This is a genomic window from Desulfoluna spongiiphila (assembly GCF_900101345.1).
In the GTDB taxonomy this organism is placed as follows: Bacteria; Desulfobacterota; Desulfobacteria; order Desulfobacterales; family Desulfolunaceae; genus Desulfoluna; species Desulfoluna spongiiphila.
This window is the reverse complement of the sequence record NZ_FMUX01000026.1, coordinates 60,277-85,797: the sequence shown is the minus strand read 5'-3', so window position 1 is coordinate 85,797 and position 25,521 is coordinate 60,277. Positions and strand designations below refer to the sequence as shown.

15 protein-coding genes are annotated in these 25,521 nt (G+C 56.5%); 3 read left to right on the top strand and 12 right to left on the bottom strand.

Annotated elements, in window-relative coordinates:
- The 5 genes from BLQ12_RS24280 to BLQ12_RS24260 form a co-directional block, all read right to left on the bottom strand.
- Positions 1 to 174, bottom strand: a 174-nt coding sequence (locus tag BLQ12_RS24280; RefSeq protein WP_139164098.1) for a DUF4372 domain-containing protein, incomplete at its 3' end; no start/stop codon positions are given.
- A 235-nt stretch (positions 175 to 409) separates the two neighbouring features.
- Positions 410 to 901, bottom strand: coding sequence for a GNAT family N-acetyltransferase (locus BLQ12_RS24275; protein WP_092215132.1), 492 nt, complete (start codon positions 899 to 901; stop codon positions 410 to 412).
- Positions 902 to 1,298: 397 nt separating this feature from the next.
- Entirely contained in the window at positions 1,299 to 1,682 is a 384-nt protein-coding gene (locus BLQ12_RS24270; protein WP_139164097.1) for a hypothetical protein, read from the bottom strand.
- A 1,035-nt stretch (positions 1,683 to 2,717) separates the two neighbouring features.
- Positions 2,718 to 3,098 carry a diacylglycerol kinase gene (locus BLQ12_RS24265; protein ID WP_175470047.1) on the bottom strand — a complete coding sequence of 127 codons (381 nt, stop codon included), beginning with the start codon at positions 3,096 to 3,098 and terminating at the stop codon, positions 2,718 to 2,720.
- On the bottom strand, positions 3,095 to 3,697 hold the full coding sequence (locus BLQ12_RS24260; protein ID WP_092215126.1) for a phosphatase PAP2 family protein: 603 nt from the start codon (positions 3,695 to 3,697) through the stop codon (positions 3,095 to 3,097). Before BLQ12_RS24260 ends, BLQ12_RS24265 begins: the two co-directional genes overlap by 4 nt.
- Before the next feature lie 3,289 nt (positions 3,698 to 6,986).
- Here BLQ12_RS24260 and BLQ12_RS24250 point away from each other — a divergent pair.
- Positions 6,987 to 7,313: a hypothetical protein gene (locus tag BLQ12_RS24250; protein WP_092215122.1), complete on the top strand. Its 327-nt coding sequence runs from the start codon at positions 6,987 to 6,989 to the stop codon at positions 7,311 to 7,313.
- 215 nt (positions 7,314 to 7,528) lie between these two features.
- Here the strand turns inward: BLQ12_RS24250 and BLQ12_RS24245 are convergent, their stop codons facing one another.
- From BLQ12_RS24245 to BLQ12_RS24215, 7 genes are all read right to left on the bottom strand, one after another.
- A complete protein-coding gene (locus BLQ12_RS24245) occupies positions 7,529 to 9,472 on the bottom strand; it encodes a hypothetical protein (RefSeq protein ID WP_092215120.1) in 1,944 nt (647 codons plus the stop codon).
- A gap of 289 nt (positions 9,473 to 9,761) precedes the next feature.
- Positions 9,762 to 13,559: a DUF2339 domain-containing protein gene (locus BLQ12_RS24240; RefSeq protein WP_092215117.1), complete on the bottom strand. Its 3,798-nt coding sequence runs from the start codon at positions 13,557 to 13,559 to the stop codon at positions 9,762 to 9,764.
- A 387-nt stretch (positions 13,560 to 13,946) separates the two neighbouring features.
- Entirely contained in the window at positions 13,947 to 15,836 is a 1,890-nt protein-coding gene (locus BLQ12_RS24235) for a GNAT family N-acetyltransferase (RefSeq protein WP_226859964.1), read from the bottom strand.
- A 188-nt stretch (positions 15,837 to 16,024) separates the two neighbouring features.
- Positions 16,025 to 16,309: a hypothetical protein gene (locus BLQ12_RS24230; RefSeq protein ID WP_092215115.1), complete on the bottom strand. Its 285-nt coding sequence runs from the start codon at positions 16,307 to 16,309 to the stop codon at positions 16,025 to 16,027.
- Between the two features lie 209 nt (positions 16,310 to 16,518).
- Entirely contained in the window at positions 16,519 to 18,078 is a 1,560-nt protein-coding gene (locus BLQ12_RS24225; RefSeq protein WP_139164096.1) for a formylglycine-generating enzyme family protein, read from the bottom strand.
- 7 nt (positions 18,079 to 18,085) lie between these two features.
- On the bottom strand, positions 18,086 to 18,442 hold the full coding sequence (locus BLQ12_RS24220) for a roadblock/LC7 domain-containing protein (protein ID WP_092215112.1): 357 nt from the start codon (positions 18,440 to 18,442) through the stop codon (positions 18,086 to 18,088).
- On the bottom strand, positions 18,439 to 19,077 hold the full coding sequence (locus BLQ12_RS24215) for a hypothetical protein (protein WP_092215110.1): 639 nt from the start codon (positions 19,075 to 19,077) through the stop codon (positions 18,439 to 18,441). Before BLQ12_RS24215 ends, BLQ12_RS24220 begins: the two co-directional genes overlap by 4 nt.
- A 370-nt stretch (positions 19,078 to 19,447) precedes the next feature.
- Here BLQ12_RS24215 and BLQ12_RS24210 point away from each other — a divergent pair, with 370 nt between their 5' ends.
- The gene (locus BLQ12_RS24210) at positions 19,448 to 22,504 is read left to right on the top strand and encodes a hybrid sensor histidine kinase/response regulator (protein WP_175470046.1); all 3,057 of its coding nucleotides are present in this window, start codon (positions 19,448 to 19,450) and stop codon (positions 22,502 to 22,504) included.
- Between the two features lie 11 nt (positions 22,505 to 22,515).
- Complete coding sequence (locus tag BLQ12_RS24205; protein WP_092215107.1) at positions 22,516 to 25,494, top strand: hybrid sensor histidine kinase/response regulator; 2,979 nt, start codon at positions 22,516 to 22,518, stop codon at positions 25,492 to 25,494.
- Positions 25,495 to 25,521 lie beyond the last annotated feature (27 nt).

The window sequence follows — 25,521 nt, the reverse complement described above, 5'->3', positions numbered from 1 at the left end:
TTCTCGGAGGCTTTTTGCTTGGGCTATTTGGCAAAAAAGCATGGAAACAAAATGATCCCAGCACTTGAAGCCCTTCGAGTTTCTTTCTGCGTCGTGCTTGGAGACTAAACGGGCAAACTGGTTACGGTCAAAAAAACCTACGATTTGACTGAAAAGGCTGGAATGACGTACCATTGATATGCTCCTTGTTTGGCGAGGTCTTTGTTTGCAAACTTAACCATGCCTTATAAGGAGCATCTTTTCAAATTCTCACCGGTTTACTTCCGGTCAAATCCTATTTTGGACAACAGTGTTGTACCATATGTCGCCTTTTGTTCAAGAAACCTTATATATAATCGAGTGGTTAACCTGCCAACAGGATGGTTTGGCACCAGTATCTGTTAAGGGCTCGTTTCATTGTCTGTGGGCTTCAGGGTATTGAAAACGGTTGGTTCCAAATGAAATATGAAACGGTCCTGTTTTCAATATTTGATGGGACTTCTTTGATGTAAGAAACGCCCATTTTTTTATAAAAATTTCTTGAATTGGGATCTGCAAGGATTTGAATTTGTGCCCACTTTTGTGTCTGGGACTGTTCTGCAAGATGACCCATCAGTGACCTTCCGTAGCCCATGCCAATGTATTCAGGTCTAATAAAAACATGATCCAGCCATGTTCCAGGTCGCATGGTGAACTCTGAAAGAGTGATTTCAGTCTGAAGCTTGATAACAGAATAGAATCCCCTGATACCAGAGTCTTCAATAACGAAGACATGATTTTTTTGTACATACTCAGGTGTAATCGTTAGCTCTGCGTTCCATATATCAAAATAATGGTCAGGGTAATTCCAGTGTTTTTTTGACATAAATGAAATGTCGGTTAACTCATTCGAATCATCTGGGGTTGCTTTACGTATAGTCATTTAGGCCTAATCTTAGCAGTCTCGATATTAATTCTTTAAGCGTAAATAGTTGCTCGATGGCAAGTGCATGAAATGTGTCGGTTTGCCCTCATCTTAGGTGTAGGCGCGAATAACGATAAACCTCAAAACTACGAAACGTAGCCTGGTCCATGTGCAAGGGGCTTTTTTAAAAAAAGTGTTTCGGTAAGGGCAATAGGGGAATGCTGAATTCGGATATGCCTGTTGAGATACAGTACTTCATAACAATAAGTTTTCAATTGACAAAATGGCTTTCAGTGAAAAAAAATATTGCTATAAAAAACATAATACAAAGAGTAAGTAAGCATATTTTAAAAACAGCAAATCACCCGGTATGGCTAACAAAAACCAACTGCTTCCAAAGCGACCCCCTTTTTCTTTAATCCCACCAATTGAATAATCCCTCACCCAGGGTTTTCGGCTTCCAGTGTTTGATATCGTAGTTATGCAGATATGGCCTGCTTGAGAATGGACCATCAAGTTCCTTTTTTACCAATACCTCGATACCATAGCTTTCACGGAGACTGCTTGCCAGGCCAGAATGATCAGTGAATTCGAGCCCCCATGTCATGGGGTGGAACGTCTTAGCAAATGCCCAATCATCATTGATTGAGCACAACACAAATAGTGTAAGGCCATGTGGATGACTTAGTTGACACGCGTGGAAGTTGGGGGTGATGCTGGCCTCATGGAATGTGCCAACTGTCATGCCCTGCGCTTGGGCAATGCTGTAAATAATCTTTTTGAAGTTCGTCATGTTCATGGTGGCTAGCTGATAACACTGGAATTCACCGGGTGTGCGACGAGGACCGGCAACGGTGAATAGGTTAAACTGTTTGAGAGCCGGAATCGCTTGGAAACGCCCAGCTGTACCCGTCCGGTGCAATGACTTGTGTACGCCCGGCATGGGGGCAATTTTATGAGGTGACCCGGAAGTTTAACCGGGAAGTCCTCTGTGCGTGAATCATTGTGATCAAACAACGGTTTAGCATAAGCACTAGTCTAAGGCAAGGGAGGCACCGTGCGGAGATGGAGCAGAGTGGAATCACGAGCATCAGCGAGAATGATCGGAGGGAGTGGTCACTCTATGGCAAATTTACGAGCCGACGAACAGACAAACCGCCAGGAGCAAGGGGGGGGGGCGTATTGATTCGGGCCCGAAGGGTTGGTAGCAGGACGTTTTGAGTCACCAGCTTACAAGAGCAAGTCTCTGGATGAGTCAGCACAACATGACGAAGTCCAGGATTCGAAGAGATATGGAAAATGCTGCGGTTGTGGATAGAAAGATCGCGTTCTTATACCCCTCAAGGGGCACTCAAAAGAGTCCGGGAAGGCCAGTTCGACTTTGCGGTCAGATTGCAGCGCAGGATGTGGCAACACAGTCAGTGTTCGAGCAGGAGTCAGCAGAGGTCATGGTAGGTGTAGGACCGCGTCATGGACGGAGTGCCGTTTGGAAACGAGCCGCGAGACACCCCGAGGTAATCGCTGGAGGACTCACTCCACTGAAGTGCCGAACATGAAGAACAACGGTGCAACCATGTGAACTGTTGCTACAATATATCCGATAGGAGGAGTCTGAAACAGGCGCGGCGTGAGTCACGTACCTTTGAAGGTTAAAATCAGAACCGTCAACTTATTACAAGGTCTTTTCTTTTCCCTATTTCCTGGCTACGGCTTGGACATTTTCGTGAACGGTTCTTTACGGACCAGCATGCCGGGAGGTGTGAGGCTGGGAGAGAGAAACCCCTGGTTACCCGATTGGCAATCATAAAAGATGGCATTAATGTCTCAGAAGACCCTACATATGCCCAACAACCTCAACAATTTCAACAACCAATACAAGTAGCCAAGCAAAAATAGCCAAGCCTGTAGCTGCTGCTGCGATATCTTTGATGATCCCGATTTTGTCATGATACTCGGGATGGATGAAATCACAAATGGCTTCTATACTGGTATTGAACATCTCAGCACTCAACATAAATACCGTAGCCAATACAATAATAGACGCATCTAAGGCACCATTGTAAATCACAACAGGTATTAAAATGACAACCGAAATCATAAATTTGTGCAAAACAGAAAAATCAGATGCAGAATAACGCAAACCTTGCATAATCACCTTGAATTTACGAAGAGGATTATATCCATCCTCCCCTGTGCCTAATAGCTTATTTTTCATCTGAGAACCCCCAAGTTTATGAGATATATAACGATGCCAGTCCATATTGATGCTATCAATACGCCTGCTATCACATCACTGGGGAAATGAACTTGAAGATACATCCTGGAGATCCCAACCATGACAGCAAAGCTTAAAAACAGTGATGCTAAAGACGTTTTAAAAGTGGTGTCCAGTGAGTAAACTAATAGTGACAACATCAATGCAAAGGCAAAAGCCTGTGTCGTATGCGCACTTGGATATGAAGAATCATAAGGCATAGTCGTTATGTTTTCAAATAGTTCAGGCCTTGGCCGCTCTATGAGGGACTTCATGATATAAGTCGTGGATACTGCGCCTATAAAGCCTATATTGAACACAATGGCAGCCATGCGATAACCATAAAATAACAAACCTATTGTTATGCCAGCCAATGTGGGCAATAAAATCCAAAGTGATCCAAGCCAAGTAATAAGAATTAAAAACGAGTTTAGAGTCAAACTTTCTATAGAGTCAAACCAGGCAAGAACCTTTTCATCAAATCCTGTAGTAACATTTTTATTTACTATAATTGTGAGTATAATTAAAAAAAACACGTTTATAATAATAAAAAAATGCATTTTATGCCTTTATGCATACCCCACCGACTGAAGTCGGTGGCTTAGGGTTACAACAGAATACAGGATCGGTAAGCCATCCGGCCGACGACAGGCACGACGCAACATGAAAATCATCGTCCGGTTCAGCTGGCGTCTGATGCTTGACGTACTCTTCAGCGTGATATTGGTTGATTGAACCCTCGTAGACCAGCATGTCCACAAAGATCCCTCCACTGAGTTTTATCGCCTCAGCGCCATGACGTTTGGACCAGCATTTCCGGGCGACCTTGCCAAGGAGCTTGTAGAATAACCCCTTTATCAGGAATGCCTCTCTATGCTGATTTTAAAGCTACGTTTTCAGCCGAGAATATGATTCATCCAGCGAAAATACTCATGCCATATCTGATCTTTATGTGGCCCCACTTGGCGGGGCAGGTCCGTATTTTGCTGCCATCAAATGCCCAAAGATAGGTTCTCAAGCAGCATCCTCTTGCTCAACACCATGCATATGGAGCCAGCTTCCCTATGTTGTGAACCATGGCAAAGAGTTTCCATTGCGTATCAAACTGGGCCGGCCCCTAAGGGTAAATCACTCCAGGCTGAGAGTGCCGTCGGTGTTGCCCAAGACCGGTTCAGTGGTGACCATACGTCTGCTATTGCAGAATTTGCCCTTGGGCGTGCTAAGGCTCTGAATCATAAGCCTTTTAGGCTTACCATGCTGACGCATGGTGTTTGTGGAGGCGGTTCAATGCCCACCTCTCAAGCACGATTAGGCTTGATCTCAGCCGTCTCGATATCAATTTTTTCAGCATAAAAAGCTGCTCGGATAGCAAGGATTTCAAATGTGTAGGTTTGACCCCTTTCTCGAGAGGTGCCGTTTTTGATGACCGAGTTTATTTTATTACTGTATGCTTTTTTTTGAAATATTCTCGGTACTCTTTTGGATAATATGGCTTAGCCTTAAGGAAAGCAACGCCCAGAAAAAACAGAAGAACGCAACCAAACACAGCCAAAATTGTTCCAAATACTGAGAATCCAAACCAATCATTCTGAGAACTAATTTGATCTATAATAAAACAAATGGCAAAAAGTACCGACCATATTGACATAAGAATGCCGAACAATTTTCCCATAAAATTGAACACACCCCAATGAAGTTCTTCATATATTGATGGCTCTTTGATAATTATTTACCTCATTAAATATGCGTTAAACAGTATAGTATGGGACCGCGAGCTCGGCACGGTAAGGCAGGGGCTCTTATACACGATTTGTTATATCTCAGAAATTTCGAATGACACGCTTTGATATGGTACAGAAATCAACAGTCCCGTTTTAAGACATTGACCAGTGACAAATGATAAACTGGATTTCGAATATGGCTCATTTGGGTTTGAAAATTCTCGGAATACAAACTCACTATCTCTGCCAAACCTACCGGTTTTCCATACTATATGTCTCGGTAATCTGTTTGATGAATTGTTCTCTGTGTCAATGAGGATTTCCACATCGGTGTTGGCCGGATTATTTGAGCAGTCTATCCATAACGATTTCGATGAAGGATCGATCAACGCATGTAAACGAAGCAATCTCTCTCTCATGAGGAAGGTAGAACTCAGAGTAAATACCATTTTGAATAAGAATCCTTCTCCGTTGTTCCTTTGGCAATTTCAAATAATGTAGAGATTGTGGGATTTGATTCTTGCACTGAAGAAGAAGATTTCCTTGGTGTTGGAACTCAGCTACGCAAGGGAGATATTTCTCTGTTTCCATAAAAAAGTCGAAGCTTGCACTTCTCACAAATACCTTTTGAAGAGGTCCATCTTTTGATAAATTAACCTTTCGCTCAACCCACTTGTGCTCATCTTCTATGTAATGGTTTACGCACCATACATACGGGATCTGAGGATTAATGATACTATTTAGTATAGAGTTTGAGCAGTCTTTAATCATGATACTGAAAGTACCGTCGGTATTCTCTCGAAAATCGAATGGTTGATTCATAATTTCCGGCCAATATTGTGAATATCCGGTGAGCTTTTTGTATATTACCCATATTAAATGGGCTTTTGTTCAATGTATCGTGTATTCACTGCAAAAAGTGAAAAAATCGACAGGGGTATTTTCCATGTTTGGGTTTTAGTACCCCCATGTAAAAAGGCTTCGTGTACAATACTAATGTATCGAGGGTGCCCGAACAGACCCTGTCCACGGGGCAGGCCCCTGTGATTCTGGCACCGTCATTCCAAACCAGCGTTTTTAGTCATACTCCTGACATCTCAATTTTTCAATTTAAAAAACTTGTCAATATCTGGGAGAGAACTTTGGGCAACGTCCTTAAAATGTATGGCATGTCTTGTCGTGTTGTACTTCTGGCGATTGCAGCCATGGGCAACGTTCAAACCATCTTGTGTCGGAGCAGTCATACGGAAAGGGTGTGTTGTGGCCGAGATGGGAGAGCGCTGAACTCTTACGATTGCGGCAATTACCATAAGGGCGTATGAACGATACTTCTGCTCATTTCGAAATGAATAACCATGGGATTTGTCAATAAAAAAAAGTGTTGACACATGAAAAAGATGGATTTAGGGTGGAACGTAATAACTATTTATTACGGAGATCATGGAATTCATGAAGCGACCCGACAGGATGTGCTACCATCCTGCCAGGCCTGACCAAAAACAACCTTCTAAGGAGGTCGTCATGGCTACACGGTTTTTTACACCACACCCACCCCCTTTTCAAGTCGTATTTTCCTCACCATGCGCAACCTTGCGCTCCCTCAACAGGCGGTACTGCCGTTTCAAATGGTCCATGAACACAACTGGTTCTGATTGACGGGCGGGAAAACGTCCCTTCGGATTTCTGCGTGCGTTCGAACAGCATGGGTAATAGCGGCGTTGCGCCTGGTGTCCTCTTGTGTGTTGCCGAAGGCGCGTTTTCCTTTTCCTGATGTCTGATCAGGCCCTTTTGATTTTGGGCAGGGCGATTTTTTTATCAAAAATTCTTATGAAGATGTCTATGCGGGGAATCAGGATCCGTGAATAGGGATTGATCAGCTTATAGGTGACACCGAGGCTTCGTGCTGCATGGCGTGATTTTGAAGGATCGACATTTGTGGGTTCTTCTGGTGCACGGAGTGCACCCTACGGGCTGAGGGGTATTGGAGCGCTGAGTACCATCGGGGTGACTTCTTTCACTATTTCTCTTCAGAGCCGGTGGCTTGTTGTTATTTGTCGATGGATGAAACGGTTGCTTCACATTCTATTCACTACTCCCCAATCACTACTGACTAAAAAAGGTTTCCACCATGACCTCATCAAACAGCCACTCCCCCGGCATGTTTTCCGGGTCGGAGATTTCAGAGTTGTGTGATTCCATCAAGGACATTCATCGGTTGCTGAAATCGGTGGGTGATTTTATTGCCGAGCTGGAAGGGGCCGAAGATCCGGGTGGCAATGGCCTGCAACTGGACTTTAAGCGGTGGGGGATTCGGACCATCACCGAGGACTTGCTGGCCCGGCAGTATGCCAAGATCGACCGCATGGCGGCCATTTACAAAGAAGAGCAGGAGAGGATGAAAGGGCGGGGGGGCAGAGTTCGGGGTGGTCATGGCTTTCGAGCGTCTGAGGGGTGAGATGCTCCGCCCCTTGTGCCGTGTGGAGGCAAAGGCTCCGTGAATCGTTCCCAGGCAGAGCCTGGGAACGAAAGATAGCCTGACACAATTGATTGGCCTTTGCCCTGGTCTTCATCACGGGCGCAGCCCGTCAGCAAATGCGCAGGGGCGAAGCCCCGGAGCATTTGCGAACCTGGGGTGCAGGGGACTTATCCCCTGCCTGCCGGAGGCTTTTTTTATTCGGTTTCCTTCCCTGCCTCAGCCGCCGGAAGGACCTTTGCGATGATGGCAAGGAGCACCAGGGCCACGAGGCCCAGGGCGGCGTAGAGGCCCCAGCCGTTGGCCTGGAAGTGTTTGATCCAGCTGCCGGACCAGATGCCTTTTTCCTTGGCGGAGATGGGCTGGGCCCGTACCTGTGTGGGCAGGGTCTCCATGAGCTTTGTCCGGACCAGGGAGAGGTCGTAGGCCGGGGCGGGGAGGGTGGGGTTCCCGCCGTGGAGGGTGAGGGGTCCGGGCTCATAGGCGAGAAAGCAGATGGAGGGCGCGGTGTAGACGGCCTCGGCTGCTGTCAGGGTCAGGGGTTCGTTGTCGTTGTGGTCTATGAGGATGCGGATCTTGTTCTGGTCTTCGGGGAGGCGGGTCAGGGGGATCCTGAGGGTGGTTTCGCTATCGAGGGTGTTTCTCCAGGTAACGGTCTTCCAGGTCTCCCCGCCCATCTGTCCGGGTTTGGGAAGCTGGATGGCCACGGTGCGCCTGAATATGCCGTGGGCCGACAGGTTGAGGGACACCCACCAGGGGGAAGGCTGGGGGAGGGTGAATTCCCAGGTGGTTTTGTTCTGGTCTTTCTCATAGTCCGGGTCCAGGAGGAGGGGAGTCGGTACGTTTTCGGTACGGTCCATGAAAAAGGGCACCTGGGTCTCGCCTTTTGCCAGGCGGATTCCTGCGCGGTTGGGGGCGAGGCTTGCCTCCATGGGAAAGGGGAGCCGGTAGTAGCCCGGGGTGTTGATGACAACGGATGCGGCCCAGGTAAAGCCCTCGTTGGTGAAGGGGCCGCCTTTGAGCCGATAGGTGTCGGTGAGGGCAAGCTCCGTGAGATCTGGGTTAGTCTCGGCCTTTGAAAAGGAGGCGACCTGATAGGGGGCGCGGTCCGGCTCTCCGGGGCTGGTGAGGATGCGGATATGAGATCCGGTGCCTGTAAGGGCGGTGTAGGAGCCTTGTTTGTCTGCTGAGAAGACGATTCGGGGGAGGAAAAGCTCCATGGAAACGTCGGTGGGGGTGCCCAGGTGGCGGCCCTGGGAGTCGAGTCTGATGACAAGGGACTTGCCGTTCCATCTATCCCGGACGGGCAGGGTGAGCTCATGGATATTAGCGGAGACGTGTCTCACGGACCCGGCTGCTTCGGGCACGAAGGAGCGCTGACCGTTTCGGATCTCTTCCCTGCCGATCTGCCAGTCGCCAAGGAACTGGGTTTTGGTGGTGAGGCGCACGGTGTCGATGTAGAGGCCGGAGCCGGGCAGCAGGGCACGAAGCTCGGTGACATCACCGTACTCAGACACTTGGAACTCCGGTGTGACGCTCTGCCTTGCGTAGTCCGTGCCCTTGGTGACGGAAAGAGCTGTAACACGCTCCACAGAGATTACTTTTTTTTCAAAGTCACGGTCAAAGCCTTTGAAGATCAGGTCGAACTCCTGGTAAGTGTCGGGCTTGATGGGGATCTCGCTCCGGGTCTGCCTGCCGGATCTGACAAGGGCTGCGTCTTCGACCAGGATGATCCAGATGTCGTTGACCCGTGCCCTTACCTCGACCTTGCCCATGATCCTCGGGTTGTCCAGGGTCACATGAAGGGCGTTTACCTCATGGTCCGGGGCCTTGCATCGCCAGAGAAACTCGCCCCTGTCGTTGATCCTTGTTGTGTCGGCTTTCAGGTCGTAGCGAACCGTGGTGTCGGGCTCCCGCCAGTACAATTCAAAGGCGCGACGGTTGCCGTCCGGGCCTTCCAAGGCGAGATCCAAGGCGTTGTTGTCGGTTTTATTCATCAACTCCGGCGGCAGGACGGCTTCGGCGATTCCCGGGTGGGGGACAAGGACCGACGCCCGGTTCTCCCATGTGTCGGCAGCATGGAGGGACAGGGGCGCGCCAAGGAGGGCAACGCAGGTGATAAGGGCATGAATCAGTTTCATATCAACTCCTTAGAACGAGAAAAATCCTTTAAAATAGCGCGGGTGCGAAAAAGTCGTAACTGTTCAACTCTTAAAAAACGGCCTTCTGTGGTTAAAGTGGGCAGGAAAAGCCTGCCTCCGGCGGCCAGGGGATGATTCCCTGGACCCCAGGTTGCGAATGCCCTCCCCCTTCGTTATGCAGGGTGAGGACATTCGTGATGGCTTCTGGGGAAATTCAGTGAAACCTGTTTGTCAAACTTTTCAAAAGTTTGGTCCCCGGCAGGGCCGCCGGAGGCTTTTTGGGCCTTATTTATTCATCCCCTTTGTCCTCACCGGCAAGGAATTTCTGGTAGATGATGGAGACGAGGATCATGACCACGGCCAGGCCCGCAAAGGAGCCAACGCGGTAGAGGTGGCCGAGGGACCAGAGGTCCCGGGTGAATATTTTCAGGGATGTGACGCCCAGAAGGGCGATGGCGGCCCATCGGGTTTTGGTGTTTCGGGTTTTGACGCCCACGGCAAGCAGGCCCATGGAAAAGAGCATCCAGCCGATGCTGTAGGCCAGCTGTTTGGAAAGGCTCCCGTTGGTGAGGAAGCTGAAGGCTTCACCTGATCCTGCAAAGAGGCTTGCGATTTCGATGTTGAGGATCGCAAAGCCGGTGACGGCAAGGGTCACGCTCCAGACGGCCCCCGGGTCGGGTTTGGGCAGGGGCCATGGGGTGGTGCGGGGTCTGACGGTGAGGACGGTCAACAGGGCCAGGACTCCGATGTAAAGGAGGGTAGGGGTGTTGACCAGCGGGATCATGAGGCCGAAGGCCGCGCTGAACCGAAGGGGAAAGACAAGGGCCTTGATCAGGCCGATTCCCGCCAGGACGAGACCAGCAATGCGAAAGGGACGTTCCAGGGGCTTGGGCCAGTGCAGCAGGACCGTGCCGTAGAGGATCCAGAGGGCGGCGGAGGCCACAGCGCGGTGGGGCGTCTGGCTGAAAAGCGGGGTAAAGGGGTGCCCGGTGGCAAGGCCGGTGCTTAAGGCAAGGGCCAGGAACCCAAACCCTGAGACAAGAAGGACGGCCAGGAGCAGGTTTCTGGTAAGGCCGCTGAACGCGTCTGGCGACTCTTTTTTAAAGGTGAACCAGGCCATGGCCACAAGGGCCAGGCAGGCGAAGATGGCCAGGTTGGCCCAGGGGCCCATGGTGGCGATGGCCTTGGGCAGGAGCATGGGCAGGAGGACCAGGCCGGTGCTGCCCGAAAGAAAGAGAAACAGCCCGGCAAGCCGCATGGCGATGTGGAGCCGCGAAACGCGCCAGGTGATTGCGCCGAACCCGGCCCAGGCCAGGGCACAGGCAGCCCAGTGGGTGTATGCCCCGGTGGGGATGATGCTGTGGGAGGTGCCGGTGCCGGAGAAGAGGTCGGCGATGGCAAGGTTCACGAGGTAAAATCCCGTGGCGAGGCTCATCCAGAGAAAGGTGTTGGGCAGATCCATGCGGCCCAGGTTGCGTTTGGGCCAGGGGCTGAGTTTGACGGCGGCCCCTAAGGCTGCGGTGCATGCGGCCACGGAGAAAAAGGCCGGGTTGACCAAGGGCAGGGCCCCCTCTGCGCTCATGCGGGGCAGGGCGGTGTAGAGGACCAGGAGCCCCGTCGGAGCCAGTCCAAGGGAGACCCACCTGAGGCCCGGGTGTTCGATGCGTCTGTTGAGCCAGAGCAGAAGGGCAGACTCAAAGACCAGGGCCACCCCGAGCCATCCGTGGGGAAGCAGGAGCACGGGCAGAGCGGAGAGGTAGAAGAGAAGCACGCCGCCGTGGAAGGCGATGATGCTGTTCCGCTGGGGGGTGTTTTCAAGCTTTCTTAAGAGAATGGCAACGGGGCCTGTTTTCAGGATCGCCGGGATGAGGGGGAGCCATCCGGAGAGGTCCCCGGGCCAGAGGTGTTTGGCGGCATAGAGGACAAAGAGCATCTGGGCCAGCTCAAACAGGGCGGCAACATGCCAGACAAGGGGCCATTTTTTCTGCTCGCGGAACAGGAGAAAAGGGAGGCCCAGGGCGGCTGCAAACAGCACCGATGACCAGGTGACGGCAGAAAAGAGAAGGGGGGCTCCCCACTGGCTGAAGACCCAGACCGACTGGGCCGCGGTTGCGGCCACAAGGGCGATGGCTGCCGCAGGCTGAAAGCGCGTTCGTATGCTGAAGAAGAGGCAGAGGCCGAGGAAGGCCGTCAAGGTGATCATCCCCCCATGGGGGTAGTGGGGATGGGGCACGGCAAAGGTGGCCCCAAGCAGGAGAAAAACACCCACGGAGGGGGCGGCCACAAGCCATTTTTCCGGCTCGGGAAAATGGGTGGCGATTCCCTGGGGGGCGGGGAGGTCCAACCGGGCCACCACGGCGGGCAGCGCCTTGAGCAGGCAGACCATGGCGGCCATGAGAAGCACGCCCGCGATGAGAAGAAAGGAGAAAAACCCGAAGCCGATGACGGCAGAGGGCATGGCCGTGAGCCAGTAGAGCCCCGCACCCGCAAAGAGACACAAGAGAAGAAGCACCTGGAGGAGGGCACCGATGAGAAGGCTCACCCCGATGCCTACAACCTGAAGGAGCAGCATCACGGGCCAGAAGAGAAAGCCCGTGAAGGGCGTTCCAACAAGGGCCAGGATCGAGGCGATCACCACAGTCGCAGGGAAGATCTTGAGCCATCGGAGCGTATTGCCCGTATACCCATGCCGCAGCATAAGGGCCACGGGTCCTAAGCCTCCGGCGACACCGTACACGAGGAAGAGAAGGGTGCTCACCGAGGCGCTCTGCGCATCGAATCGCATGGATACCCAGGCCAGTACCGGAAGAAAGGTGAGGGCGATGTATGGGACGACCCGGTCGTGCCACGTTTTGTTGGCAAGCCCCAGGCCCAGGGCGGCGACCGTGGCTGCGGTGAGGATGAGAAGGGGGCCCCAGCCTGTTCTAAATACTGTCAGGGCAAGGGCCGCAGCAAGGGGCGGCAAAAAGGATAGAAACCCTGCCCACAGGATGGATTGGTTCTCTTCGGGTTTGAGCTCTTTTGGGGCGAGAAAGAAGGCAAACAGAGCTGGAATGGCGCTCCACATCACGGCCATGGGAAGGGCCGGGCCCGCTCCCATGGAGGTGAAGGTGGCGCAGCCCGAGGTGACGAGGGTACCTGCTGCGGCAACAAAGAGAAGGGAGGGCGCGGTAAGGAATTTTGAGACCCTCTGAAGGCCCACGCCCACCACGGCCAGGTAGGCAAAGAGCAGGATCAGGCTCCCCTGACCGCTGCTGAGGAGCAGGGGGGTGATATAGGCACCCACGGCACCCAGGATGGCGATGGAGATGCGCCGGTAATAGGCGGAGATGGCAAAGGCCGCTGCCGATATGAGGGAGAGGATTCCAAATCCCACGGGGTTGGGGATGTAGTGATAGTAGATGGTGGCGGCAAAGACCACGCTGTAAAGGACCCCGATGCCACCTGAGGCAAAGGTCTGCCGCAGGATGTCGTAACGCTGGCTTTTTACCCGGCCCGATGCAATCAGAAGGGCCGTGCCCGTTGCCGCGCCGATGGCCAGGCGAAGCTGGGCGGGGATGAGGTTGTTGTCGATGGAGTACTTGACGAAGAACCCGGCGGCAATGAAGAGGGCCAGCCCTCCGAGCCAGGCAAAGAGCCGGGCGCCCGCAAAGAGTTCCCAGTCCACATTGGCCTTGAACCGCTGCCACTGGGAGGCCCAGGTGGTGCGAAGGGTTGGGCTGGGGGCTTGGGCGGGCTTTGGCTCGGGAGGAGCTGTTGCAGGGGCGGCTTCGATGAAGAGGGCCGGGGGCGCAAACAGGATGCGTCCCTTTTGAAAACGCGGTCGTGCCGGTTTGGCCTTGGGGGGAGCCGGTTGCGGCTCGGCCCGGAGTTCAAGGAGCAGTTCGTCCAGAATGGCATCCTGGGGGGGCGCCTCCCGGGCTGTGTCCATTGTCTCGGCGTGTTCTTCTTGATGGCTTTTTTCTTCGGCGGCCATCTGCCGCAGGGCGGTTTCCAGGGTGTCGATACGCTTCGAGAGCCTGGTGTTGATTGTATTCAGCCGTGCAAACGTGCAGACCGCAAGGAGGATCAGGGGCAGAAGATACATGGGGGGCACCGGATAGCTGACGTTAGTGGAAAAGCCTCGGAGTCATGGAACCGACCAGGCGTATGTGACGGTCGCCCCGGAGACGGGCCATGGATAAGGTACCGGGGTGATGGCAACACCGGATCTGGCGTCCTCATCAAGGCACCGTGTTACCTGGTGTTGCAACATGGGTTGTCACCTTATTGGGTTGGCGGCCGTATTGCAACATTAAATAGCTGGGTAGCCGGGAGTTATTTCGGTGGGATGGGGGCAGGAGTTGTGTCAGTCAATGTGATATCCGAATTTGTTGCCGTGGAAAAGGAGTTGTGGACACGCCGCCGGGAACCATGTCCGGGGTGTGCGGCGTGTTCTGTTCAGGGTGAGGGATTGGGTGTTTCTGTCATTAAATCAAAATGTCACGGTGATTTCATAGACCCCGTTGCTCATGGCGACCTTGCAGCTCTCGCCCAATTTTTTAAAGACGGCAAGCATTTGTCGGTTGGAGCTGAGGACATCGGCAGTGAATCCCTTAAGTCCTCTTTTTTTTGCGATGTCCGTGAGCATGTCCAGCATACCGGTGGCAATACCCATGTTCTGGAAGGCTTCGTCCACAACAAAGGCCACCTCGGCATACCCCTCCTCTCTGCCCTTGACGAACCGGCCCTCGGCCACCATCCGTTCCTTATCGGCTCGTCCCGTGACGCCCACAATGGCCATGGTGTCGGTGTAGTCGATGTTGACGTACTCCTGCATCCTGGCGTGGGGCATGGCTGTCACCGGGGTGAAGTAACGGTAATACACGGCGGTGTCGGAGAAGCGGTAGAAGAGCTTTCGCATGCCCTCTTCGTCGGAGGGACGGATGGGGCGGAACTGGACCACCGTGCCGCCCTTGAAGGTCCGGGTGCGGTGGATCTCCGAGGGGTAGGAGTGGGCCGAGTGCTCCAGGAAGATCTGGTCCTGGTAGAGGATGTGACTCTCCCGGGCGGCGGCCACCAGGGCGGCGCGGTCGTCGGGGTGGGCGATTTCAATGAGGGCCTGGGCCCGCTCCCGCACGGTGCGTCCTTTCAGGCTGGCCACCCCGTATTCGGTGATGACCAGGTCCACGGACTCGTGGAGGGAGAACTGGTTGGGGTAGTTGTCCACGCTGCAGGTGACGTTGGACTTGCCCTCCAGGTTCCGGCTGGACAGGGCGAAGATGGTGCACCCGCCCCGGGAGATCTCGGCGCCGTTGAAAAAATCGATGACCTCCGAGGGACCGGTGGCCACGTTGCCCTTGCCGGTGTGAAGGGCAAAGCGGCCTTTCAGGTCCACCTTCCTGGCATGGACGATGGTGACCACCGAGGGGTTCTTGCCGATCTGCATGGGGCTGAAGACCCGGTTGATGGCCTGGAACTCCACCATGGGGTTGCCGTCGAGCCATGTCAGGAGCTCCCTGGATCCCAGGGCGTAGGAGGTCAGGGACTTGCCCTGGTAGATTTTCTTGTTCCGGTTCGTCACGGCCCCGCTGTTGATGAGGTCCATGAGGGCGTCGGTGACAAAGGGGCTGTGGATGCCCAGGTTCTTTTTCCCCCGCAGGTGCCGGGGCAGGGCCTCGAACAGGGGACCGATGGAATAAGAAATGCAGCTGCCGTCTTCGATGACCGAGGCGACCTTTTCCGCCACCACGTCGAAGACCTCGTCCACGGGCCAGCGGTCAAAGGTGATGGGCGGGTCGTCGGACAGGACAAAACAGTCAAAATCCGAGATGGGCACAAAGGTGTCCCCGAAGGTGCGGGGGACGTTTTCATTGATTTCGCCGATGACCACGGTGGCTTTGTCCATGGCCTGCCGGGCCACGTCCACGGCGGTTCCCAGGCTGCAGTAGCCCGAGTCGTTGGGCGGGGAGACCTGGATCATGGCCACGTGGACGTCGATGTGGTCCGAGGCAAAGAGGTTGGGGATCTCGGAGTAGCGGCTGGGGATGTAGTCCACATGGCCCTTGGAGATGGCGTCGTCGGCTACCCATCCGGAGAAGAATGTCTTCAGGCGAAAGCGGTCGGCGGAGAAATTCTTGGAGTTGACGGCATCGCCGAAGCTGATGATCTGGATCAGCTCCAGGTCCTGGATGTTCGGGGCGGAGGAGGCCATGAGGGCGCGGACCATGGCGCGGGGTTCTGCGGCACCGGTCCCGATGAAGATACTCATCCCGGGCTCGATCTCTTCTAAGGCAACTTCCGGGGTGACGATCATCTCTTGAAGTACTTTGGAGTAGTCTCGTACCATGGGCAACGTGTCTCGCTGGAAAAGGAGGGCAGCCATCCGCCCCACCGTGACGGGGGCGGTTATCGAACGGTGACGTCCGATCCGCCACCGTTCGGTGATCATTGTTTTATTTAAGGTAGTCGTTGCCGAAGGGAAAAGGAAGCAAAAAGTGCAGGCAAAAGGGATATTGCGGTTGACGGGGCCGGGCCTCAGGGGCCCGTTGGAGGGAAACGGTCCATGGGGGATCAGGCCTGAAGGGGATGACGGCGTTTTCGGTCGTCGGCCAGCTCTTCGAGGCGGGATTCGACCCAGGCCCGGAGTTTTCTGGTCTTGTCGAAATTTTCCGCATGGTAGTTGAGGACCCACCAGAGTTTGTTGAGGGCCTGGGGGTCGGATTCGAAGTGGGAGAGGGTCTCTTTCAGGGACTGGTACTTCTTGGGGTGTCGGGCCAGTTCTTCATAGAGGTCCCGACAGGACCGGATGGTGTGGGGAGGGAGCTGAAATGAGGTGATGGCAGCTTTGCTGATCATTTGGGGCCTCCGGGAAAGTCAAAAGGTGATCCCGCACCAATTCGGCCTGTGGGGCGGTTGGTTCGCCAACGGTGCGGGTGATCCGTTTTTTTTGTCTCGGACACGGGAAAAAATCAGTGCATGGATGGATTGTATGTCTGGGGGAGTCGGGATGTCTATAGGGGATATTCCCGATTTTCAAGCCGGATCCCGGGACGGTCCGGGGGGCCTCAGCGGGTGGGTTTCATGGCCTCCGTGGGGATCTCCAGGACAAGGCGAAAGCCGATATACCCGCTTTTGTCGCCAGCGTTGTCGCTGTTTCTGTGGGCGCCCCGGATGCTGTCGATGCCGTGGAACCAGCTGCCTCCCCGGCTGACGCGGAAGTCTCCCCGTACGGGGCCCTTGGGGTTCCGTGCCAGGGTGAGTTCGGGATAGGGGCCGTACCAGTCGCTGCACCATTCGGAGACGTTGCCGTTCATGTCGTAGATGTTCCACAGGTTGGAGCGCTTGGTGGCCACGTTGTGGGGGGCGTCACCGGCGTTGGAGCGGAACCAGGCGTAGGTACCGGCATCGCCGCCGGGCTGGTCCCAGGGATCTGCGGAGCCGGTGCGGGCGGTGTATTCCCACTCGGCTTCCGTGGGGAGCCGAAATCGGCCCTTGCCTTTGTATAAGGCGTTGAGCCGGGTGATAAAGCGCTGGACGTCCTGCCAGTAGATGTTTTCCACGGGGCAGTCGCCGCCGCAGTAGGGAAAGGCCGAGGGGTTGTTGCCCATGACGGTCTCCCACTGGGCCTGGGTGACCTCGGTGGTCTGCATGTAAAAGGGGCGGGTGAGCCGCACCTTGTGGAGACGTTCATCGGCAAGGCGCCCCGGGGTGTCCTTGGGACTGCCCATGGTAAATCCACGGGGTGAGATGAAGACAAAGCGCATGCCGGGCAGCGGCCCTTCCACCGCGTTGCTCAGGGCCAGGAGCACACGGGCCGCGGGGAGTTCGTCCGTGCGGATGCGGCCAAGGCGCGTCACCTCGTCAAAGGGTTTGGTGGCCCCCACCGAAAAGCGGGTCAGGGGGACGTTGTCCGGTCCGGTGATGATAAAGGCGTTGAGGTGCAGGTCGATGCCGTTGCCCACTGCGGGCACGGGGGTGTAGTAGGGAAAGACCTTCAGGTCGTGGCGGAGCCGCCAGATGGTTTCGGCCCGGTCCCGGTCCGGATAGGTCCAGGTGTCCCGGTAGAGGGCTTTATTGTGGTTGATGGTGACGGGGAACCTGAAGGTGTCGGCATCGGGGCGCTGCACGGTGATGGTGGCGGTGTCTCGGGGTACGATGCACCCTTTTTCCTGGAGCAGGGAGATGGTCTCGGCCAGGGGGGCAAGGCGGATAAGCTGGGTTTCGAGCCAGTCGACTTCGGCTTCGGCCACCCGGATGCGCAGGACGCCCCGGCGTTCCATGTCGGCCAGGGTGTTGTGGTTTGTGGTGCGCACCTCGTCAAGGGCCTTGCGGTGGCGGGCCAGGCGCTCCTTGAACTCTTCGGTGGTTTCGAACATGCCCCTGGGGGAGGGCTGCTTGGGGCTTTCCAGCCTGAGGCTGTTGAGCTTCTGGTAGTAGGTGCGTTCGATCTCCTGCAGCCGGTTTCGGTGCTGTTGGTCAAGGGCCCGGCTCCGGTCCCGGTACCGCGAAAGGGCCTCGGTGAGGTCGGGCAGGACCCGGGTGCTGAGGTCGGGGAGCTCGGCGGCGGCAGGGCAGGCCAGGGTGAGCTGGAAAACGGCGATAAGCAGCAGGATCAATCGGGGCATGGCAAGGCTAACTCTTCTGGCTGACGGTGTGTTGATGACGGATGCGTCGGAGAAAGGCCTGAACATCGTTGATCAGGGGCCCTTCCGGGGTCTCTGCCGCGGTGGTGATGCCCAAGGTGTACCCTCCGACGGGGATGATGATAAGCGAGGTCTCCGGTCCGCGGATGGAGAGGCTTTCCGGAGGGTCAAAGCTCGTGTCTTCAGTTGCCTTGGCGCTCTCTCTGGCGAGTCGGGCCAGGTCTCCGCAGAAGGCGTCTGCATGGGTTGTGTTCCCCGCCATGCGGCGGCCGTCGGCGGCGACAAGGCAATAGGAATCGACACCCTTTATCCGGGCGATTTTTATAAAGTCCAGTATGGTGGTCATGGTGTCCGCTTCCCCTTAGCTTTTTTTTCGCCGGAAGTGAAGATCTCTTTAGCTTTTTCGGCAAAAACCCGCCGCTGTCCGGGATCATCGATGCCCTTGGCCAGGATGGCGGCAAAGTGGGGCAACACCTTCAGGCCGGGGTCTTCCCGGTCGATCCATCTGTTAAGGGCCTCGTGGAAGGGGACCTGGGGCGGGGCACCGGTCACCTTTTCCAGGAGCTTCATCAGGGAGAGGAGCCAGGGGCTGAGCTCGCCTGCGATGAGGGCCTCGGGGGTAAGGATGGAGAAGGCCTCCTCGTGAAGGTCTTCGGCGCTTTTGGGCAGGCCCCGGGTCGCCTCCTGCAGGGCGTCTATGGGGGCTGGCCCGCAGTCCGGCTGGTGGTGCACGGCCAGTATCCAGGCCAGGGGCAGGGGTCTCAGGGTGAGGCAGGTGGCTCCCAGCGCAAGGTGGACCTCGCGGCTTTCGGGGAGCAGTCGGACGGCCTCGTGGTACAATCGGTTGAGACGGGGAAGGGGACAGGGGGGCGCCTGGTTGGTTCCGTTGGATCGGGAATGGTCCACGGATTCATCGGGGGTGATGACAAAGAGGCTCAAGAGGTCGGGATGTTTGCTGAAGATGGCGTTGATTGAGTCCATAATATCCGGGTCGGCCAGGGCCGTGGCGGGAAAGGGTACAGTCGTCGGATCAGGAGAGGGGAATGTTTCCAATTTCCATCAACGGTAAACTATAGGGGTATCCGCCCGGGAACCTCTGAGTTGAAATCGTAAGAATGGTTGATAGCCACTCGAAAGTGTATTATCTGAAATCATCTTGAAACTGCCGTCGGCGGGCGAATAGACGCTTACCGGGGGGCTTTTTGTTCTTTAAATATTAAATCCGTCGCCGGTTTTGCCGATGAAGGTATTATATATGAACACCCGGAACGAGTCAAACGAGTGATTACATGGTGGAAGGGGCACCGACGGTCAGGTCCGCGTCGGTTATGTCGCAGAAGGAGGGATGCAGATGGATCAGTTTGATGTGAGGCTGATACCACCCCTGTTGTCTGTCTATTTTGGGGTGTGCCTCTCCCTGTTTTCCCTTTTCAGGAGCCGGTTGAAAAAAGAGACGGTTCTTTTTACCCTCCTGTGCCTTCTGGCGTCGGTGCGGCCGGTCCAGTTTCTCCTTCAGCGCGTTGTGTCGGATACGGGCCTGCTGCTTTCCATGGAGCGGGGCATCCTCATCGCCTACGCGTTCATACCCTATGTGGGGGTCCTTTTCTTTCACCGCGTCCTGAGGGTACGAAGGCCCCGGCTGGAATACGGGGTGTGCGGTGTCGGTCTTGTGATGGCGGCGGGCGCCCTGGGACCGTGGTTTGTCTCCGGGCTCCAGACCTATCCCTGGGGTGTCATCGGCAAGGCCGGGCCCCTGTTTTTCCTGTATGTCGTGTTTGGCACAGTCTCCTTTGCATACACCATTTTCTGCACCGTGTCGGTGATGCGGGGCCAAAGGGATGCCGAGGCGCGTCTCAAGCAGCGTTACCTGTTTGCCGCCCTGATCGGAGGGCCTGCCCTGCTTCTGGTGACGGTCCTGACCTTCATCGGCAGCCCCATGTACCCGGCTTCCAACTTCATGTTCGTGCCCATGGCCGTCATGGCTTACGGCGTCCTGCGCCACCGCACCCAGGATATCGGCAGTGTGATGCGTTTTCTTTTTTACAGGCTGGCCTACGCCCTTGTCTTTCTCCTTCCCAATTTTCTTGTCTTCCTGCTGCTCAAACCCCTTCTCTACGGCGGTGAGATCCTGTCCCTGGCCCCCCTGCTTCTGCTGTGGTATGCGGCCAACTACCTGAGTGTTACCAAGCTCCACCCCAAGGTGAGTCGGCGGTTCAACCGGTACCGGCACCACTTGAAAACCGTGGAGAGCAAGTTTGCACGGGACCTCTTGATCCTGCGGGACACCCGGAGCCTGGTGGCTGAGTTCGGGGAACTGGTGCGATCCACCCTTCGGTTCCGTTCCATCCGTTTTTTCTTTGCCCCCGTTGAAGAGCCGGGGCGCCTCATGGACATGGACGGAGAGGAGATCTCTCTGGATGAATCCACGGCGGCCTTTCTGGTGGCTGAGGACTGCCTTATCGACCACTACTTTCTGAACTCGGAGCTCCTCATGCCCGACGAGGAGGTGAGGGACGACCTGAAGTCGATCTTCGATGCGTATAAGGGGATGTGCACGGTGCCCCTGGTGCAGTACGACCAGCTCATCGGTCTGGTGGTGTTTGCCGACAAGCAGGGGGATGCGCCCGTGACCCCCGTGGAGGTCGAGTTCCTCGAAAAGGTGAGCCGGTACCTCTCCATTGCCCTGTACAACTCGCGGGTGTACCAGGCCGTCACCTCGGTGAAGGACCAGCTGGAGCTCAGGCGCCGGGAGCTGTCCCGGGAGATCCTGGAGCGTCGCCGGGCCGAAGAGAGTCTCCGTCGCAGCGAGGGGCACTACAGGCTTTTATCCGACAACATCCTCGACACCCTGGTGGTGGTGGAGGTGGCCCATGAAACCATCCAGTACGCCAGCCCCTCCTGCCTGAAGATGAGCGGGTACTTCCCGGCGGAGCTCGTGGGGTCGCGTTTCAGGGATTATTTGACGAAGAATTCCGGCAGGGAGCTGGCCCGGGCCGTTCCGCCCCCTGAGGAGGGGGCGGCCTTTCTGGTGGAGCTGGAACACCGGCGAAAAGACGGAGAGCTTGCCTGGGTGGAGGTGTCCGGCCATTTTATCGCCGCCGGGGACGGGCGCATGGAGGTGGTGGGCCTGGCCCGGGACATCTCGGAGCGCCGGGTGGCGGAGATGGAGAAAGAGGAACTCAGCCAGAAGCTTCGCCAGGCCCAGAAGATGGAGTCCATCGGCGTGCTTGCCGGTGGCATCGCCCACGACTTCAACAACATCCTCATGGCCATCCTGGGCTACGCCCAGCTTGGGGCCATGTACCTTGGGGAAGCCGACGGAAAGGCCGGCGAGATCGTGGCACAGATCGAAACGGCGGGCATCCGCGCCAAGGAGCTGGTGTCCCAGATCCTGGCCTTCAGCCGCCAGGATGAGCAGGCCCGCAGGGCCGTGGACCTTGTGGGGATCACACGGGAGTCCCTTTCGCTTATGCGGCCCGTGATTCCCAGGGCCATCTCCATTGATGCCGATTTCCCGGACAGACCCATGATGGTGGTGGCCGATCCGGTGCAGATCCATCAGATCGTGGTCAACCTGTTCACCAACGCCTCCCACGCCCTGGAAGAGTCGGCGGGTGGGGCGATCCGCGTGTCGGTGCGGCAAACCACCCTGGACTCGGGGGAGGCCAGGCGCTACGGCCTGGAACCCGGGCCCTTTGTGCTCCTGCGGGTGTCGGACCCCGGGGGAGGCATGGACGATGAGGTTCGGGCCCGCATCTTTGAACCCTATTTTACCACCAAGGAGCCCGACAAGGGCACGGGCATGGGGCTGGCCGTGGTCCAGGGGATCATCCTGAGCCACAACGGGGCCGTGGTGGTGGCTTCGGACAAAGGCGCCGGCACCACCGTGGATGTCTATCTCCCCGAAGCCGCAGGGGGTACGGATGTCCCCTTGAGCAGCGGGGAACCGGGCAAGGTGTGCCGGGGACGTGTTCTGTTTGTGGATGATGAGACCATGCTGGTGGAGCTGGCCGGCGAAGCCCTGGTCCGCATGGGCTTTGAGGTGGTGGCCCTGGAAGACCCCGTGGAGGCCCTGGACCGGTTTAAAAAAGACCCCGGGGGCTTTGACGTGGTGGTGACGGACATGACCATGCCGCGGATGTCCGGCCTGAAACTGGCCGAAAGCGTGAGGGCCGTATGCGACGGGGTCCCGGTGATCCTGTGCACCGGGTTCAGCAACGAGATTGTGGGCCGGCGCCATGAGGAGATGGGGGTATCGGCGGTGCTGTTCAAGCCGGTGCCCATGAAAGAACTGGCAGAGGCCATCCACGGGGTCCGCAGCGGACAGCACAAGGTGGCGAAGGAGCTTCCGGCCCCCGAGTCGCATGGGGATATTTCAGGCAGGGACATGCCGGTTTCGGCGTCGTAACGAACAGGACCATGATGAGAGATGTGCAATTGATGTTTCATATACCGGCAGCCATGACGGTCTTTATCGGCCTTTTTCTGGCCGTGGCGGCAAGGCTCAAGGGGCGATTTCGGGTGGAAAATCCTTTTTTCCCATTCGTCTGTCTGCTCTGGTCCCTCGATGCCCTTTTCTATTTTATCCAGCCCCTGGTGCCCGTGACCCTGTCCGTATGCATGGAGCGGTTGCATCATCTCTTGTTCGTCTGGGTTTCCCTTGCCCATATCCACTTTGTATACCGATGGCTCGATTTGCGTAACGATCGGCTGGAGCGCTTCGGCCTCGGCGTGACCCTGGGGTTGTCGGCGGCGAGCCTGACCCCCTGGTACGTCCAGGGGGTACACCGGTATCCCTGGGGCGTTGTGGCGGATGCCGGGCCGCTTTTTTACCTCCATGTCCTGGTATGCGTGGTGACGGCAGGGTACCTGCTCCGGCTCTGCCGCGGGGGCATGGGGTGGGCGTACTCCGTGGAAGAGCAGCGGGATCTTCGCCTTGCGGTGGGTTCTGTGGTGAGTGCGGTGGTGCTGTTCACCCTGGACCTTATTCCCCTGTCCGGTTTTTCCCTTTACACCCCGGGAAACTGGCTCTTCTTTCCCATGCTGACCCTTGCCTGTGCCCTGTTTCGGGACCGGGTGTCCAACGTCTGCGCCGTGGTTCGTTTTTTGGTGGTGGGGGGCGTGGCCGCTGGGCTTTTCCTGGCTCCGAACTTTGGGCTCCTTTATCTTATCCACCCATTTTTCCGAGCCATCGGGCCGGTGACGCTCTTTTTCTTTATTCTCTGCTGGTTTTATCTGAGCTTTCGCGCCCTGCAGGTCATGCTGCCTGTGGTCCACCGGCTCCAGGGGCGGCAGCGGCTCGACCTGAAAAAGGTGGAGACCCATTTTTCCGAAAACATTCTGCTTCTGCGCCGTACCGACGAGATGATCAACGAGTTCCGCCGGACCGTGGGAGAGACCCTCCGCATCCGGGGCATGGTGTTTTTTACCCGGAAAGGGGAGGGCTTTCTGGAGGAGGACACAGGCCGGGCCCTGGAATTGTCTGAGGCGACCCATCGCTGGCTCTCCCTGCTGCAGGTGCCCCTGGACCGCCGGGAGGTGGAGCGGCGGGCCGCCAACCAGGAGGTTCGTCGGGAGGTTGTGGTCCTCCTTGATCAGTGCGGGTGCGGGTACATCGTCTCCCTCTCCCGGTACGGCGAGTTACTGGGGCTGGTTCTTTTTCCGAAAAAATCGGCGCGGCTGGGTCTTACCCTCGGGGAGGAGCGTTTTGTCAGCCGCATCAAGGAGTTTGTCTCCATTGCCCTTTACAACTCCACGGTTTATCAGAACCTGAGCCGCCTTCAGGAGGAGCTGTCCCGGCACACCGGGGCCCTGGTGGAGGAGGCCGCCGAGCGGAAACGGACCCAGGAGGAGGCGGAGCAGAGCGAGAAACGCTCCCGGCTCCTGGCGGACAACGTCATGGAGACCATCAGTATCCTGAGTATCGAGCCCCTGGAGTTTACCTATCTGAGCCCTTCGGTGGTGAAACTCCTGGGCTACGAAGAGGAGGAGCTGATCGGGCAGTGCGTCGGGATTGTCCTCACCGACGACTCGGAGCGGGAGATTCGCTCGGTCCTGAACCATGCCCTCACCTCCCGCGGCGGGTACCCGCGAAATGCCTTCATCTATGAAACCGAACTGAAACGCAAAGACGGCTCCCGGGTGTGGAGTGAATTGTCGGCACGGTTCCTGAGGGACGAGGGCGGCAAGGCCCGGGAGATCCTGCTGGTGTCCCGGGATATCACGGAGCGGCGGCACCTGGAGCGGGAGCGCGAGGCCCTTCAGCGCAAGCTGAGACAGGCCCAGAAGATGGAGTCCATCGGGGTGCTGGCAGGCGGCATCGCCCACGACTTCAACAGCATCCTCATGGCGGTGATGGGCTACACGCGGCTGGCGATTATGTACATCTCCGAGGAGAACGTGAAGGCCCGGGAGAAGATCATGCAGATCGAGAAGGCGGGCCAGAGGGCCAGGGACCTGGTGGCCCAGATCCTTGCCTTCAGCCGGAGGAACAAGCAGAAGCGGGAGCCCTGTTACCTGCGGGAGCACCTGAAGGAGACGGTGGGGTTCCTCAGCGCGTCCCTTCCCTCCACCATCGACGTCCGGTTTACGGCAGGGGAGGGCAAACTGCGGGTGGTGGCCGATGCCGTGCAGATCCACCAGATCATCATCAACCTGGCCACCAACGCCTTCCACGCCATCGGCGAAGGGGGAGGCGCGATTCACGTCCATGCCGAAGAGGTAACGGTGGAAGAGAACCTGTCGCTGGTCCTGCACCTGCCCGAGGGACCCTATGTCCGTTTAAGTGTCTCGGATACGGGCCACGGGGTGGACCCGGAGATTGCCCCGAGGATATTTGAGCCCTACTACACCACCAAGGAGGTGGGCAAAGGCACGGGCATGGGGCTGGCCGTGGTCCATGGGATCGTGTTGAACCACGGCGGCGCCGTGAGCCTGGACAGCGAGCGTGGAAAGGGCGCCACCTTTCATGTGTACCTGCCCATCGTTCCCCTTGACGGAAGCGGTCCCGAGGGGGCGCGGGCTGTGGGGGAGGCCAAAGGGACCGTGCTCTTGCTCGATGATGAGGAGATCCTCATCGACCTGGCCCGTGAGGTTCTGGGGCGTCTGGGCTATGAAGTGGAGGCGTTTACGGACGGGCAGAAGGCCCTGGAGGTGTTTGCCCAGCGGCCGAAAAAATACGAGGCGGTGGTGATGGATCTTTTTACGGAAGGTGTCGGCGGGGTGGAGATGGTTCGCACGGTGCGAGACCACGCGCCGGGGATTCCCCTGGTGGTGACTTCCGGCCGCCCGGAGCCCATGACGAGAAGCTCCCTGGGCAACGTAGAGGGTGCCGAGATCCTGCTGAAACCCTTTACCCTCAAAGAGCTGGCCGAGGTCCTCGGCCGGGTCATCGCCTGATGGGCCCTGGTCCCGGCCTGATCAGCC

What these genes read in the sequence shown, in the direction of transcription:
- BLQ12_RS24275 (WP_092215132.1), bottom strand. Translation starts at nt 901, where the DNA reads ATGACTATACGTAAAGCAACCCCAGATGATTCGAATGAGTTAACCGAC.
- BLQ12_RS24270 (WP_139164097.1), bottom strand. Translation starts at nt 1,682, where the DNA reads ATGAACATGACGAACTTCAAAAAGATTATTTACAGCATTGCCCAAGCG.
- BLQ12_RS24265 (WP_175470047.1), bottom strand. Translation starts at nt 3,098, where the DNA reads ATGAAAAATAAGCTATTAGGCACAGGGGAGGATGGATATAATCCTCTT.
- BLQ12_RS24260 (WP_092215126.1), bottom strand. Translation starts at nt 3,697, where the DNA reads ATGCATTTTTTTATTATTATAAACGTGTTTTTTTTAATTATACTCACA.
- BLQ12_RS24250 (WP_092215122.1), top strand. Translation starts at nt 6,987, where the DNA reads ATGACCTCATCAAACAGCCACTCCCCCGGCATGTTTTCCGGGTCGGAG.
- BLQ12_RS24245 (WP_092215120.1), bottom strand. Translation starts at nt 9,472, where the DNA reads ATGAAACTGATTCATGCCCTTATCACCTGCGTTGCCCTCCTTGGCGCG.
- BLQ12_RS24240 (WP_092215117.1), bottom strand. Translation starts at nt 13,559, where the DNA reads ATGTATCTTCTGCCCCTGATCCTCCTTGCGGTCTGCACGTTTGCACGG.
- BLQ12_RS24235 (WP_226859964.1), bottom strand. Translation starts at nt 15,836, where the DNA reads ATGGCTGCCCTCCTTTTCCAGCGAGACACGTTGCCCATGGTACGAGAC.
- BLQ12_RS24230 (WP_092215115.1), bottom strand. Translation starts at nt 16,309, where the DNA reads ATGATCAGCAAAGCTGCCATCACCTCATTTCAGCTCCCTCCCCACACC.
- BLQ12_RS24225 (WP_139164096.1), bottom strand. Translation starts at nt 18,078, where the DNA reads ATGCCCCGATTGATCCTGCTGCTTATCGCCGTTTTCCAGCTCACCCTG.
- BLQ12_RS24220 (WP_092215112.1), bottom strand. Translation starts at nt 18,442, where the DNA reads ATGACCACCATACTGGACTTTATAAAAATCGCCCGGATAAAGGGTGTC.
- BLQ12_RS24215 (WP_092215110.1), bottom strand. Translation starts at nt 19,077, where the DNA reads ATGGACTCAATCAACGCCATCTTCAGCAAACATCCCGACCTCTTGAGC.
- BLQ12_RS24210 (WP_175470046.1), top strand. Translation starts at nt 19,448, where the DNA reads ATGGATCAGTTTGATGTGAGGCTGATACCACCCCTGTTGTCTGTCTAT.
- BLQ12_RS24205 (WP_092215107.1), top strand. Translation starts at nt 22,516, where the DNA reads ATGATGAGAGATGTGCAATTGATGTTTCATATACCGGCAGCCATGACG.